Genomic DNA, 13,287 nt, shown 5'->3' with positions numbered 1-13,287 from the left:
ACCAAACTGGGTCAATCTGCGCATTCAGCGACAATTAGTTGAGAATGACGGTCGATTGCTCAGTCAGAAAAGCCGACCCGGCCGTAACGATTTCCGTTACGTTGCTCAGGCCGTTGGTCAGCAATACCTTGCCGCCGTCGAGGAAACCAATCTGTACGGGTATCTTCCGGACGTGCTTCCGGTCGTCGGCGAGGGTATATACAAAGCCGTCTTTACCGTTGCCTTCCACAATCGCTTCGACTGGTATCACTGCGTACGACCGGCTCTGAGCAGGCTGCAGCGTTACTTTGGCAAATAAACTCGGAGCCATCTTCACGCGTCCCGGATTGATGCGTACCTCCACTTCATACAGCTTGTTCATCGGATCGGCTGCCTGCGCCAGTTCACTGATAGTGCCCGTAAACGTGTGATCGGGGTAAGCATCGAGGATGATACTGGCGCGGTTGCCCAGCCGCAGCCGCGCCCAGTCCTTGTCCGACACGCCGACCCGAACGACCCAGTCGCCGGGGCGGTTCGACGAAATCTGGAAAACGCCCGCTCCTGCTGAGGCAAACTCGCCTTCGTTCATGAGTTTACGTATTACGGTACCGTCGACCGTCGAGCGAATCTGGGCGTAGGACCGGTTGAACTGCGCAATGGTCAGGTTTTGGGTGGCTACGTTCTGGCCGGTGGTAGCGTTCTGGAGTTGTTCGAGTGTAGCGGCCGTGTCGGCGTAAAGAGCTTTTACGCGGTCGAGGTCACGCTCCGCTTTTTCGGTAGCCAGTTGGGCCTGACTTACCTGCGCGTTAATTTCGGTGAGGTCGAGCGTAGCCAGCAACTGCCCTTTGCGGACAAACTGCCCTTCGTCGACGTACAGCTTGTTGATAATGCCGCCAACCTTGAACGACAGACGCGCTTCTTCGGCCGACGAAACAAGACCAGAAGCCGTTACGGGTTCTGCCCGCACCACAGTAGTTACTTTCGTGAGTTTCACGGGGATGACCGATTCATCGGCCGTAGTGGATTGGTTTGCTGAGCCCCGTTCGGACTCGGCTTTGCTGCTGCAGGCCCATACAACAACGGCCAGCAGGAGGGAGGCAAACATGTGTTTTAATTTCATGGTTGAAAAGTTGATTAATGAGGAATGTCAAAAATTGATTGGCGTGGCTTATTGCACGGCCACGGCGCGGTCGAGGGCGGCCCGTTTCACCAGTACGTCCATGCGGGCCAGCGACAGCTGCAGTTCGGCCGTCAGCCGGTCGTTCTGGTAGCGCAGGAACTCGATCAGCAGCGCCTGCCCGTTGCGGTATTTACTGTCGATCGTCCGGAATGTCTGATCGGCATTGACCAGGCCACTTTGCGTAGCTGCCAGGCTTTCGGTAGCCGCGTCGAGGTCGTAGTAGGCTTGCAGCACCTGAAGCTGGATCTGGCGCTGAACCTCTGCCAGCCGGGTTTGCAGGACATCGGTCTGAATTTTAGCCTGCTGAATTTTTGAGCGTTTTTCGTAACCCCGAAACAGATCCCACTGCAAACCAATCTGCGCTACGACATAGGCCTGATTCGCTAATGAATACCCAAAGCCCTGGAAACCCATGGAGCCGCCTACGTACAGATTCGGAATTCTGGCGTTCGCTTCGTTCAGTTTGACCGCCGTTTGAGCCGCCCGCAGCGAACCGCCCAATTGGGCCAGTTCCTGCCGCCCGCGGAGGGCCGTTTGCTGTAAGTCGGTGAGGTTTTCCTTCGACTCGGGCAGAATGCGCGTCAGCGATGAGTCAACGTCGATGCTGTTGGTCAGGTCGCGGTTGAGCAGAAAATTGAAATAAGCCCGGGCCGTTTCGCGATTTTTCTCCGCTACGGCCAGTTGCTGATCCAGCTTGCTGACCTCGTACCGGGCCGACGTAACGACCTCTTTCGTCGCTACGTTGTTGTTGACCAGTTTTTCGTTGAGCCGGGTCAGTTCGCTGAGCACTTTTCGCGAATTGTCAAAGACTCGGATGGCGTCGAGCGTTTGAAGGTACTGGTAATAGGCCGTAGCGATGTTGTACCGCAGCTCATTCTCGACCACGCGCCTGCGAGCTTCCTGGGCTGATACCAGTTGTTTGTTGATTAGGTAGTTGTATTGAATATCCGTGTTGAAAATAGCGTAGGAGACAGAAACCTTCGTATCATGAAAATTGTGCGGAGCCAGCAACTCGTTGACGTTCGCAATGTTTGTCGGAAAGCGATCAACGCCGGTTAACTGATTCAGGGTGCGGTAGGCCGGATTCAGCAGATCGCCGACCGGAAATTCGAGCCGCCGACCCCCGGCGGCCACCGAGTACGTTGGATTAAAGGCTACGCGGGGATAAAACAGCGACCGGGCTTGATTTAACGACTCGGATACGCGACTGATCTCCAGTTTCTCCTGCCGGAGGGCCAGGTTATTCGAAAGGCCTTCGCCAATGTAGCGATCTAAAATAGCTGACCGGGGCTGAGCAAAACTGGCCTGAGCGATCAGGACCAGCAGAAAAACGAAACCCAGCCAATGAACAATTGTTAAGACTGTTTTCATGATCGTTTATTAGTTTATGAACAGTGTTTAGTGATGTGGTAAAAAAAAGTGGCCCCTCCTCAGAGGCCACGACGTATTGTATCGCAAAAAAGCTGAAAGGCATCCTCCATGATCTGCTGACGGTCACACTCGGGAAACATGTGCATCCGTTTGCGCAGAAACAGAGCTGTATACCCATGAATGCTGCTCCAGATCATCATAGCAGCCACCTGCGGATCCTGCTTACGAAAAACGTTGGCATCAATACACTCCTGAACCACCAGCATCAGCAGGTTGAAAGCCCGATCCCCTTCTTCCCAGTCTTGTTTTTCCAGCGTTTCCATCGGAGCCGTCATGATAAACATAAGATCGAACAACTCCGGGTTGTCTATTGCAAACTGTATATAAGCCCGACCCATGGCGACCAGCTTCTCAAACGGATCTGTAAGCGTCAGAATAGGCTGAAACTCGTCAACCATTTTTTGAAATCCCAGCCGGTGCAGGGCGTATAACAGTTCGTTCTTGTCCTTAAAATAAAGGTAGATCGTAGCCGGGCTGTATTCAATTTCATCGGCAATGTTTCGGATACTTACTTTTTCGTAGCCGTTGGCGATGAATAGCCTCTGGGCTGCTCCCAGAATGAGCTTCCGCATCTCCTCTCGTTCCCGTTCCTTCCGTTCTACAATTCCCATGACTCAAAGTTAACAGTACAAATATACTGAACAGTGTTTAGTTTGCAAGAGGTGTTTATAAATAGAGTCTGATAATTGATTAAACGGTAGTTGTGAGCTTTAAAATGAGAATCTGGTTAGTTATTCGATTTATACCTGACAAACGACTTTTAGATTTGAAAATAAAGGTGTTGGCTGACTCGGTGGGTATTCACGGCGATACGTATCAAGTCTTTGTACAACTGATTAATCTTTCCGGTATATTCGTTATCTAAGTAATACATGCAAAAGCTACTACGCATAAACTCGCTGGCAACTGGTGCAACTCTACTGGCCCTTATAGGCTGGCTCGTTGCTCCATTGCTTCATGCCCAGTCGCCTAAAGGGTATGCCATCGGTGATCCTGTGGCTGACTTTCGGCTTAAGACCACGGATGATCGTAGTATCGGGCTGGGCGATTACCGGAGCCAGAAGGGTCTTATCCTTGTGTTCACGAGCAACCATTGCCCTTTTTCCAAAGCGTATGAGGATCGGGTTCTGGCACTTGACCGACGATTTGCTTCTCAGGGCTACCCTGTGCTGGCTATTATGCCGAACGACCCGGCCGCGTATGAGGATGATTCGTTCGACCGAATGAAAACCCGCGCCCGTGATAAGGGGTACACGTTTGCTTACGCCATTGACGAAACCCAGGCGGTGGCTCATGCGTTCGGTGCTACACGGACCCCACAGATTTTTGTGCTGAAGCAGACAAACGGGCAGTTCACGCTACAGTACATGGGGACAATTGACGACAGTCCACAGGACGCTGGTAGTGTGCAGCGCCGGTATGTAGAAGAGGCCGTCGGGAATCTGCTGGCTGGTCGCCCGGTTCAGACACCGGTTACCAGGCCTATTGGCTGCATGATTAAGTGGAAGGGACTGTAAGATACCTATTGTCAGTACTCAGGTGTGTGTAGGTTGGCACGGCGTTTGCCAAGCGCTTCCCAGAAACAAACTACACACGAAACGCTATGAAAAAGATCACCTTATTACTGCAGAAAGTTGCTGGTACAACAATGCTCGTAGCCTCACTGGCTCTGTTGCAGGCTTGTGGTTCTGATAATAAGAATGAGTCCCGGACTGAAGACGCCCTGGAAAACACCGGTGATGCGATTGAGGCTGATGCGAAAGATGCTTCGGCCGAAGCCCGCGAAGACCTTGACCAGGCTGGTGATAAAGCTGAAGCAACCGCCGATGAGGCCGCTGCCGATTTCCGCGAGGAGCGCGATAAGGCGGTAGCTAATATCAAAGAGCAACAGCGCAAACTGGATACCCGCATTGATGAGTTACGTGCTGATATCAAACGTGAAGGCGCTCAGGCTAAGGCCGAAACGAAAGAAGAACTTGCTGAGCTGGAAGCCGAGCGGAAAGAACTGGGCGACGATCTTCGCGAAGCTCAGAACGCTACGGCCGCTGCATGGAAAGACGTAAAAGCGGGTTTTAAACGGGCTGGTAAAGAATTAGGCAATGCCTTCGACCGGGCCGGCGACAAGCTCGATAACGATAATAAATAATACCGATTACCCTTTAGTGGTGTTAAAACGCCGACCCAATTTGTGGTCGGCGTTTTTTGTGGAAAGCTGTGGTGGATTTTCCACGATGTCATACTAATAAATGCACACAACGTTTAGGTAGTAACTGCAGGAAAAACAGAAAAAGAAAAATTTCTGAAAGATGTTTATGGCTCTGATAAAAGCGTTCGGGCACTGAACAAACGAACAAATTTACGTGCTGATAGAACAAGGCGTTTGTCGGCCTGTTTATACGTATCATGCCCCTTGTAACGGTTACGATTCTACACTACGCTGCCCTGGCCCGCTTTCGGGCGTTCGCAAACATGGGCCGCTTTCTGATGAAGCCCATTCAGGCCGATGGGCTGCGGTTTCAGAAGCTGCTTGGCAGTGGTCTTAACTTTGGCCTCGTTCCCGATTTTTCAACGTACGTATTTTTAGGCGTCTGGGAAGAACAGGCTGCCGCCCGGCATTTCTTCCAATCTGACGGGTATCGGGATTTACAGCGCGGCACAACGCAGGTCGGAACGCTTTATCTGCAACCCCAGCGTTCCCATGGTCTTTGGGATGGACAAAATCCGTTCATGACTACGAAGCCGGAAGCCGCTTCATCACCCGATCCCACGGCTCCGGTTGCGGTGTTGACCCGAGCCACCATCCGGCCGCGTGCCCTGCCTGATTTCTGGCGACACGTACCCCAGGCCCGGCAGCGCCTGAACGACCACCGCAACGATCTGGTGTTCGGAATTGGCGTTGGTGAAGTGCCCCTTGTGCAACAGTGTACGATTAGTGTCTGGCGTAATCCGGCGGCTGTCGATCAGTATGCGTACCGGCAAAGCGGCCATAAAGAGGTCGTGCGGTTAACGCGCCAGCGACGCTGGTACAGCGAAGAGCTATTTGCCCGCTTCAGCGTATTACGCATCGACGGTCAGCTACCGGCATAACTTCAACTGGCACATTCAGATATAATATTGAAAGCCAGTAAGTTTACGGACAGTTGAGTACTTTTGGCGATCCGGAACATTCCGCCGTTTCAATGGCCAGTCTCCTCCATCTATTCACCGCAGGCAGCCTGTTGCTGACCGCTTTTCTGCTGTTTACCCGGCCCGGCAACAGCAACCGGGTCGCCAACCGCTGGATGGCCGTTTTTCTGTTTATCCTGTGCCTCATCTTTATGGATGAAACCCTGACTATTCTGGAACTTAACCAGGAGCTGCCCGGCATAAATGATGTACTGGGGGTGTGTATCCTGGCTGTGGGGCCGGCCTATTACCTAAGCGTTTACGCATATACCCACCCGCAGCCGAATGGGCTGCGGGCCAGTTTGCTCCACTTTCTTCCGTTTCTGCTGTTTCTGGCCATCGCCTTGGTGCTGATGCTTCTCAGCGAAGAGCAACTTAACGCCCTGAAGCAGCAGCTTCGTAAGACCAATACGGCCCTGATTGGCGCCGTGATTATCATTCTGAACATTAGCCAGCTCATTGCGTACTGTTTTTTTTCGCTCCATCTCATCAACCGGCACCAGCGGACGATCGCCCTGTTTGCCTCGTCGCCTGATTCAGTCGATCTGTCGTGGCTGAAGTATCTGGTTTACTGCGTGTTCTTCATGGTTGTAGTTTGGGTATTTATCCTGATTTTTCCGAAGATCGACCCATACACTACGGTTTTTTATTTTGCGAGTGTTTATTACGTAGCTTATTATGCGCTGAATCAGCCGGATGTTTTTCCGTTCTCCGAAGCCGATAAAACGGCCATTGCTGAGGTAATTGAGGAAGTAAACAGCCCACTGCCCGCTGAGGATGAACCCAGAAAGGCCCTGCTGACCCCGGCTGAACTACAGGAGGCAAAAGCCCGGCTCATTGCGTCGATGGTGGTTGATAAGCTTTACCTCGACAATGAGCTGACGCTGCCGAAACTGGCCGAGGTGACGCAGCTCAGTATTCACAAGCTGTCGTTTCTGCTCAACAGCGATCTGGGCCTGAATTTTTATCAGTTTGTCAACGGCTACCGGATTGAAGAAGCGAAACGGTTGCTGACCGATCCCAAAATGGGTCACCTCAGTATCGAAGGCATTGCGTACGAAGCGGGATTCAATTCTAAGACGGTATTCAATACGTCGTTCCGGAAAGCAACCGGTCAGTCCCCATCCGGGTACCGTAGCCAGTGGCTGGCCCTGGCCTGATACGCCCCTGTCGTTCGGATTTATCCATCCGAACGTCCTTCTTCCGCTCTAGTTGTTCATCTGGATAAATCCGAATCCAGCATTGGGCACCCTGCCCGAACATTGCAGCAGCTTTTAACACAAACGTCTGCAATGTCATGAAAAGAATTCTCTTACTCGTAACGCTGATTGCCGCGCTGCTCTACGGGGCGGCTTTGCCGGTGTTTGCGCAGGAAAATGATTTGGCCCGCCACCGGGTCGAACTCCGGTTCAGTTACACCATGCAACGCCCGTTTGCGGCCCCGACGCCTACTTCGCTGCTGTACGTCAGGCAGGCGTATCGCTGGCGGCAGGGCCTGGGAATAGGGCTGCGTTACTACGCTACCGGTCATCTCTTCACCGAGTATCACCTGTCATTTTCGCCGGAGGGGAACGGCTCCAATCAGCAGTTTACCAACGTCAATTACCTCAAAAATTCTTTCCTGATCGGCTACAGCAGCCGACATACAAACCAGGTAATGGTCGATGTATTCACGGGCATTGACTACAACGTACGGCTGGGGGCCAGGCTGAAAAACACTGTCAGCGGCCAGTCGGAGCCGGTCAGCAGCTACTTCCGGAAAACCGTCCTGAGTCTGCCGCTGGGTGTTGGCCTGAAAACGACCATTGGCAGTAACCTTCTCGTGGGGGTACAGTCGTTCGTAAGTGTCAGTCAGAATGTATCAGCTCAGTCATCGGCGCGGACTACCCAGTTTATCGTGCCGGCTTTTCGGCTCACCGCATCCACGTTTCTCAAATAAGTACCCAGCTAACGAATCAACGACTACCAGACTATGAAACTGTTTCTTTCACTCCTGAGCATTTGGGCTTTGGTAGGTTGCACCGAAAAAGCCATTTCCCCCGACCGGGGCAGTACCCTCGACGCCGAAATTGAGCGCGTAGCAAAAGCCAGCATCGTTTTCAGTCAGGCCCCCGGCATGGCCATCGGGGTGCTGAAAAACGGCCAGACCACTTTCTACAGTGTAGGCGTGCAGAACCTGTCGACCGGCAAACCCTTCGACGAGTACACAATTGGTGAAATTGGCTCTATTTCTAAGACCATGACGGCTATATTGGCCGCCGAGCTCGTTAACCAGAATCGCCTGTCGCTGTCGGCCCCGGCCAATCAGTATCTGCCAGCTTCGTTGCAGATTCCGGCCAAAGACGGTAAAGAAGTTACGGTGCTGCACCTCCTGAATCACACCTCCGGACTGGTCACTGACCCGGACGACATTCCGATTAGCCCGAACAAATTAGCCCAGCCCTTTGCCGAGTATTCAGAAAGCCGACTGGCCGCTTTCCTGAAACGTACTTCCCTCAAATCGGTGCCAGGTTCGACCTGGGTTTACTCGAATATTGGCATGGCCCTGGCCGGTATCATTGTCCGTCAACTGGCCGGTGAGCGCATTACAAAACTGTACGACGATCGTATTTTCGGGCCGCTGGGCATGACCATGAGCTACACCAATCTGGCCAAGGCCCCAGCCTCAAACGTGGCTCAGGGGTACATGGGACGCAAGCCGTTCGACTACTGGACCCTGGCGGAGCCTTATGAGTCGGTGGGGTACATCAAATCGAACGTTCACGACATGCTCACGTACCTCAAATTCCTGACCAACCCGCCCCGGAACGCCCTCGGTGAGGCTTTGAATCTGACCAAGAAACCCACCTTTCTGATTAAACAGGGCGACCAGTCCGTAAATGGTCACCCGTACCACGACCTGAGTGCGGGGCTGGCCTGGGGGATAGTACTCAATGGCAAAAACGAGAGCATCTACAACCACTCCGGTGGCACCTACGGTTTCTCATCGTTCATGTGCTTCAACGAGCAGCAGAAAACAGGGGTCATTATCATCGCCAACGCTGGTATTACGCCGGAACTATCCACAATCGGACTGCAGATTCTGCATCTCGTTGAAACATACTGAACCGAATAAATCACCAGACATTAACCGAACTTTTTATTAACCTAATGATATGAAACCGAATAGAATAATCTATTTACTAGTTGCCGTTGCGTTTCTGTTTTTGCTCAACGCCTGTAGTTCCGATGTTGAACCTGATCGAATTAAAAAGTTTTCTATCCGGTCGACAAACACAGGGACAAACTATGACATATCGGTCGTGTTACCGAATGCGTACAATGCTAGTTCACTTTATGAAACTGTGTATGTACTAGATGGCAATTCGTTTTACCTGAATACGGATAAAATTGCAAAATTAACTGATAAAATAAGCGCAAAATACAACAAGCAAAATGTCATAGTTGTAGGTATAAGCTCCAAAAATGACAGAGAAAGGGATTTTACACCAACCATATACGAGAGCGAAGGAGGAGGCAGTGAAAGCTATACCCGCTTCATCGAATTTGAGCTAATTCCAAAAATTGAGAAGGAGTATTCAGCTAATACCACGGCAAAAAGCAGGGTACTTATTGGTCATTCAAAAGGAGGGTTATTAACAGGTTATTTTTTCACCAAGCATCCTGACGTATTCAACAACTATCTGACATTAGGGCCTTCTTTTTGGTGGGACAACTACATTTTCTTCAAGTATGAAGAGCAGACAAGGGCAGCAAATAGGCAAAAAAATAACCTGGTTTTTCTTGGTTGTGGCGAACTGGACCCTCTAAATGCGCTTACGGCAATAGAATGGAATTACAGGCTCACTACATTTTATCCGAACTGTAAACACGATTTGCAGATACTCCCCAAACTGGGCCACGTACCTTCGGCTCTTGGCAATGCTGAAGCAGGACTTGACTTTTTTTTTAAAAATAAACCTTGAACTCATGAAAAAATATTATTCAATACTGATTGCTTTTCTTCTGTTGGTGAGTTTTCGCGTACAGGCACAGGACAGCCTGCAAACATTCAAGTCCAGGTCTTTTAGAAGTATCGAACTTAAAACGGGTATTGGGTTTGGGTATCCTCCCCAATTGTATAAAATTCCGATCAATGTAGTGTATCAACAAAACCTGAAAGGAGGGTTCTCGGCAATTATATATTCGGAAATTCTACACCAATCGTTCAGCGTCCCAAAACTTAATTATAACGCCAGCGAATTTCTTTTCCTGCAATCGTTGGGTATCGGCAGAACCATTGGCAACGGCCGATTCAACCATGGCTTGTATGTACTCGGAGGAGGCAGAGTTTACCGCACAACGCTGACATTAGACGAATCTGATTTCAACCAGAAATCGCTTGTGACCAGGACAGTTTCGCCCGAGTTAGGTCTGATGTACAACCTGAAAGTCGGCAGAAAACGATTCTATTATTCGACGCAATTGTATTTCGTTTTAACACCTTTGAAAAATTTTATTGAAGCCCGGCACTCTTTGATGATGGGCGTTGGCTACCGACTGAACTCCAGAAAATAAACATTTCCTACGATGAAAACTATACCGACTTTACCAGCGTCCCGGCTGAGCATACTACTGCTGGGGCTAGTCCTGTCGCTCAGTACGGTGTACGCCCAGCCGACCGGAACCCAGACAAATTCAGTCCATCGGTTCAGCACTAGTCTGGGCGGTCTGAGCGACTTCAAGCAGGGTGCTTTTCTGTTCGGCGAACTGGGTTTTGGCCTGAGCCGCCACCTCAGCTTGGCCGTCACATTGCACCGCGACGATACCCGAGAAAACTGGTCCGACGGCTCCAAAGGCTACTACTACCTGTATGCGCCTACGGTGGGGCTCCGGCTTTCGCAGCATGCCAACGGGCGCGGCCTGTTTGCCCAGGGCGGTGTTGGGTACGCGCTGGCTAACCTCCGCGTCACGGAAGCCGATGGTAGGGTTAAAACCGACGCTGGAAATGCACCCATTGCCAACTGGAAACTCGGCTACCGGTGGAGCCCGCGCTGGGGCCGAAAGCCAACCGGGCTGTTCATTGAGGGGCTGCTGAACTACTCTGTTGCGTGGCAGGACCTGGTGCTGCAAACCAGCCCCGCCCCGACCGGTTCGCCCGCCCGCCGGCCGACGCTCGATTACCACTCCTGGAACAACTACGCCGGAAAGGTAGGGCAGACGTTTCTGATTGGCATTGGGTACACATGGTAACGCTTGACTATGAGCCACTTGTTTGCACGTGTTTTGAACTGTCCGTACCTTGAAACCACCCCAATACCGTACTTGTATGCGTTTACCTGTCTTCCTATTTTGCGGACTGCTGCTGAGTTTGTTTGCCCAGCGGCTGTCGGCGCAGCCTATTCAGACTGACCGCATTCAGATAGTGCGCGATACGTTTGGCGTAGCGCACATTTTTGCCCCAACCGACGCCGAAGTGGCCTACGGACTGGCCTGGGCCAATGCCGAAGATGGGTTCGCTACGATGCAGCAGCTTTACCTGATTGCCAAAGGGCGGGCCGGTCGCCACCAGGGTGTTGGCGGGGCGTTGTACGATTTCACGCGGCAGGCTTTTCACGTACCGCAGCTGGTGCAGGAGCGCTATGAGAAAGACCAGTCGCCGGCGTTTCGCCGGTACGTCGATGGCTACGTCCAGGGACTGAACGCATATGCCGCTACTCACCCGAAGGAGGTTCTGGACAAACAGCTATTCCCGATGACCGGGGCCGATGTCCTGCAAGGGTACGTCATGGCTACCTTACAGGAGCAGGGGCTGATTGGTCAGGTAGGGCGGGTGTTCGGCGCCGGGTTCGACACGGTACGAAACCAGCCTGCCAATCTGCCGGGACGGGGCTCGAACGGACTGGCGCTGGCCCGGAAATGGTCAACCGACGGGCAGACCACCCGGCTGTTAATTAACCCGCACCAGCCCTTATCGGGAACAGGTTCCGTTTATGAGGTACACCTGTGCAGCGATGAAGGGCTGAACGTACACGGCGGCCTGTGGCACGGGTCGATGAACGCCGGAACCTTCGCCAACGAACACCTGGCCCTGATGACCACCACCAACGGCCTCGATTTTGTGGATGTGTACCAGCTTCGGGTCAACCCGGCCAATGCCCGTCAGTACTGGTTCGACGGAGCCTGGCGTGAGCTGCAGCCCGAACGCATCCGGGTAAAGACCAAGATCTGGAAGTTTCTGAAGATCAACCTCAAACGGACCATTTACCAGAGTGTATACGGCCCGGCGTTTCGCACCAAAACGGGTCTGTTTGCTCTCCGTTGCGGAGGAGCCATGCGCATCGGCATTGCCGAGCAGTTATACCGCATGAACAAAGCCCGCAATTTCTCTGAGTTCAAGCGGGCGGCCAACCAGTTTCCGTTCGAGAACTTTGTTTACGCCGATAAAAGCGACACCATCTTCCTGGTCAACAATGGGCTGGTGCCCCGGCGTAACCCCGCCTACGCGTGGCGGGCGACGCTGCCCGGCGATACCTCGGCCACGCTCTGGACGGATTTTCATGCCATCGACGACCTGGTCTGGTACCTCAACCCCCGGGCCGGTTATCTGTACAACACCAACAATACGGCCTTTCGGGCTACCGACTCAACCGAAAACCGGCAACCCCGGCACTACCCGGCCTATTTCGGCGAGCGCCATACGGTTCAGAACAACCGGGCGCTGCGGCTCGAACGGCTGATGCACGAATCTGGCCCTACGCTGTCGGACGAGGCCTTTCGCCGGCTCAAATACGACGTACAACTCCCGCCCGATAGCCCGTCTATGGCGTTTCTGGACGACATCGCCCAGCTTAGCGAGAGCGACTATCCCGACGTCGCCGACCTGATTCGCCAGCTGCGGGGGTGGGACCGCCGGTGCGTAGCCGAAAGCGAAGCCGCCGGGAGTCTGTTGGTGCTGACATGGTACTTTTACAGCCAGAAAGGGCTGTCGAACTTTTCCCGGCTCAATCGCTACGATACCGACACCTACCTGAGCGGCCTGCGGTTCACGAAAGCGTACCTGAACCGGCATTTCCGCAAACCGTCCGTCCCGATGGGCGAATTGCTCCGCTACCGGCGTGGCTCCGTTGATCTGCCCCTGTTCGGCTATCCCGATGTGCTGGCGGCTGTTACGCCTATGCCGGGGAAAGACGGCGTGTTTACGCCGGTTCAGGGCGACGGGTTCGTGATGTTCGTGTCGTTCGGCCCAACCGGTGTTTCGCTCGAAACATCACAGGCGTATGGCAACAGCAACAATCCCGGCAGCCCCCACTATACCGACCAGATGAACCTATATGTGCAACGCCGAACTAAGACCATGACGCTGAACCGGGCCGAGGTCATGCGCAAAGCCGTCCGAACGTATGCACCGGGGCATCGTTCCGGTCGTGTTAAATCATCTTAAATACACGATTATATAGACAGTATGTCAAGGACGAAGCTAAACTAACTCTGCTTTGCCAAACTTTTGGCTGTCAATTGCTTACAGATTATTCAAACGCCGGCTTTCAATT

13 protein-coding genes are annotated in these 13,287 nt (G+C 52.7%); 10 read left to right on the top strand and 3 right to left on the bottom strand.

Translation table 11 applies throughout. The annotated features are described in order from the left end of the window. Window positions 1–34: 34 nt before the first annotated feature. From DYU11_RS03720 to DYU11_RS03710, 3 genes are read right to left on the bottom strand one after another with little or no spacing between them, the layout of a single operon-like run. A complete protein-coding gene (locus DYU11_RS03720) occupies window positions 35–1,099 on the bottom strand; it encodes an efflux RND transporter periplasmic adaptor subunit (RefSeq protein WP_119666276.1) in 1,065 nt (354 codons plus the stop codon). 48 nt (window positions 1,100–1,147) lie between these two features. Further along, window positions 1,148–2,530: a TolC family protein gene (locus tag DYU11_RS03715; RefSeq protein ID WP_119666275.1), complete on the bottom strand. Its 1,383-nt coding sequence runs from the start codon at window positions 2,528–2,530 to the stop codon at window positions 1,148–1,150. A gap of 59 nt (window positions 2,531–2,589) precedes the next feature. Further along, the gene (locus DYU11_RS03710; protein WP_119666274.1) at window positions 2,590–3,201 is read right to left on the bottom strand and encodes a TetR/AcrR family transcriptional regulator; all 612 of its coding nucleotides are present in this window, start codon (window positions 3,199–3,201) and stop codon (window positions 2,590–2,592) included. Window positions 3,202–3,462: 261 nt separating this feature from the next. On the opposite strand from DYU11_RS03710, the gene DYU11_RS03705 reads away from it, so the two are divergent. The 10 genes from DYU11_RS03705 to DYU11_RS03660 all read left to right on the top strand — a co-directional run bounded on the left by DYU11_RS03705 (window position 3,463) and on the right by DYU11_RS03660 (window position 13,178). Further along, complete coding sequence (locus DYU11_RS03705) at window positions 3,463–4,107, top strand: thioredoxin family protein (RefSeq protein ID WP_119666273.1); 645 nt, start codon at window positions 3,463–3,465, stop codon at window positions 4,105–4,107. An 86-nt stretch (window positions 4,108–4,193) separates the two neighbouring features. Further along, on the top strand, window positions 4,194–4,736 hold the full coding sequence (locus DYU11_RS03700) for a sll1863 family stress response protein (protein ID WP_119666272.1): 543 nt from the start codon (window positions 4,194–4,196) through the stop codon (window positions 4,734–4,736). A gap of 257 nt (window positions 4,737–4,993) precedes the next feature. Further along, a complete protein-coding gene (locus DYU11_RS03695; RefSeq protein ID WP_119666271.1) occupies window positions 4,994–5,677 on the top strand; it encodes a DUF3291 domain-containing protein in 684 nt (227 codons plus the stop codon). A 92-nt stretch (window positions 5,678–5,769) separates the two neighbouring features. Beyond that, the gene (locus DYU11_RS03690) at window positions 5,770–6,915 is read left to right on the top strand and encodes a helix-turn-helix domain-containing protein (RefSeq protein WP_119666270.1); all 1,146 of its coding nucleotides are present in this window, start codon (window positions 5,770–5,772) and stop codon (window positions 6,913–6,915) included. 137 nt (window positions 6,916–7,052) lie between these two features. Continuing rightward, window positions 7,053–7,694: an outer membrane beta-barrel protein gene (locus DYU11_RS03685; protein ID WP_119666269.1), complete on the top strand. Its 642-nt coding sequence runs from the start codon at window positions 7,053–7,055 to the stop codon at window positions 7,692–7,694. A 33-nt stretch (window positions 7,695–7,727) separates the two neighbouring features. Beyond that, a complete protein-coding gene (locus tag DYU11_RS03680; RefSeq protein WP_119666268.1) occupies window positions 7,728–8,861 on the top strand; it encodes a serine hydrolase domain-containing protein in 1,134 nt (377 codons plus the stop codon). 49 nt (window positions 8,862–8,910) lie between these two features. Continuing rightward, the gene (locus DYU11_RS03675; protein WP_119666267.1) at window positions 8,911–9,720 is read left to right on the top strand and encodes an alpha/beta hydrolase; all 810 of its coding nucleotides are present in this window, start codon (window positions 8,911–8,913) and stop codon (window positions 9,718–9,720) included. Between the two features lie 4 nt (window positions 9,721–9,724). Next, on the top strand, window positions 9,725–10,312 hold the full coding sequence (locus tag DYU11_RS03670) for a hypothetical protein (RefSeq protein ID WP_119666266.1): 588 nt from the start codon (window positions 9,725–9,727) through the stop codon (window positions 10,310–10,312). A gap of 12 nt (window positions 10,313–10,324) precedes the next feature. After that, complete coding sequence (locus DYU11_RS03665) at window positions 10,325–10,987, top strand: hypothetical protein (RefSeq protein WP_119666265.1); 663 nt, start codon at window positions 10,325–10,327, stop codon at window positions 10,985–10,987. 76 nt (window positions 10,988–11,063) lie between these two features. Beyond that, window positions 11,064–13,178, top strand: coding sequence for a penicillin acylase family protein (locus DYU11_RS03660; RefSeq protein WP_119666264.1), 2,115 nt, complete (start codon window positions 11,064–11,066; stop codon window positions 13,176–13,178). The last annotated feature ends 109 nt before the right edge of the window (window positions 13,179–13,287 follow it).

This window comes from Fibrisoma montanum (assembly GCF_003583365.1).
Taxonomy (GTDB): Bacteria; Bacteroidota; Bacteroidia; order Cytophagales; family Spirosomataceae; genus Fibrisoma; species Fibrisoma montanum.
The sequence above is the reverse complement of the archived record's forward strand: the minus strand, read 5'-3'. Positions and strand labels throughout refer to the sequence as shown.

Excerpts from the sequence above, each read along its gene's own strand:
- DYU11_RS03680 (WP_119666268.1), top strand. The coding sequence starts at position 7,728 with ATGAAACTGTTTCTTTCACTCCTGAGCATTTGGGCTTTGGTAGGTTGC.
- DYU11_RS03690 (WP_119666270.1), top strand. The coding sequence starts at position 5,770 with ATGGCCAGTCTCCTCCATCTATTCACCGCAGGCAGCCTGTTGCTGACC.
- DYU11_RS03660 (WP_119666264.1), top strand. The coding sequence starts at position 11,064 with ATGCGTTTACCTGTCTTCCTATTTTGCGGACTGCTGCTGAGTTTGTTT.
- DYU11_RS03705 (WP_119666273.1), top strand. The coding sequence starts at position 3,463 with ATGCAAAAGCTACTACGCATAAACTCGCTGGCAACTGGTGCAACTCTA.
- DYU11_RS03715 (WP_119666275.1), bottom strand. The coding sequence starts at position 2,530 with ATGAAAACAGTCTTAACAATTGTTCATTGGCTGGGTTTCGTTTTTCTG.
- DYU11_RS03675 (WP_119666267.1), top strand. The coding sequence starts at position 8,911 with ATGAAACCGAATAGAATAATCTATTTACTAGTTGCCGTTGCGTTTCTG.
- DYU11_RS03665 (WP_119666265.1), top strand. The coding sequence starts at position 10,325 with ATGAAAACTATACCGACTTTACCAGCGTCCCGGCTGAGCATACTACTG.
- DYU11_RS03700 (WP_119666272.1), top strand. The coding sequence starts at position 4,194 with ATGAAAAAGATCACCTTATTACTGCAGAAAGTTGCTGGTACAACAATG.
- DYU11_RS03685 (WP_119666269.1), top strand. The coding sequence starts at position 7,053 with ATGAAAAGAATTCTCTTACTCGTAACGCTGATTGCCGCGCTGCTCTAC.
- DYU11_RS03720 (WP_119666276.1), bottom strand. The coding sequence starts at position 1,099 with ATGAAATTAAAACACATGTTTGCCTCCCTCCTGCTGGCCGTTGTTGTA.
- DYU11_RS03710 (WP_119666274.1), bottom strand. The coding sequence starts at position 3,201 with ATGGGAATTGTAGAACGGAAGGAACGGGAACGAGAGGAGATGCGGAAG.
- DYU11_RS03695 (WP_119666271.1), top strand. The coding sequence starts at position 4,994 with ATGCCCCTTGTAACGGTTACGATTCTACACTACGCTGCCCTGGCCCGC.
- DYU11_RS03670 (WP_119666266.1), top strand. The coding sequence starts at position 9,725 with ATGAAAAAATATTATTCAATACTGATTGCTTTTCTTCTGTTGGTGAGT.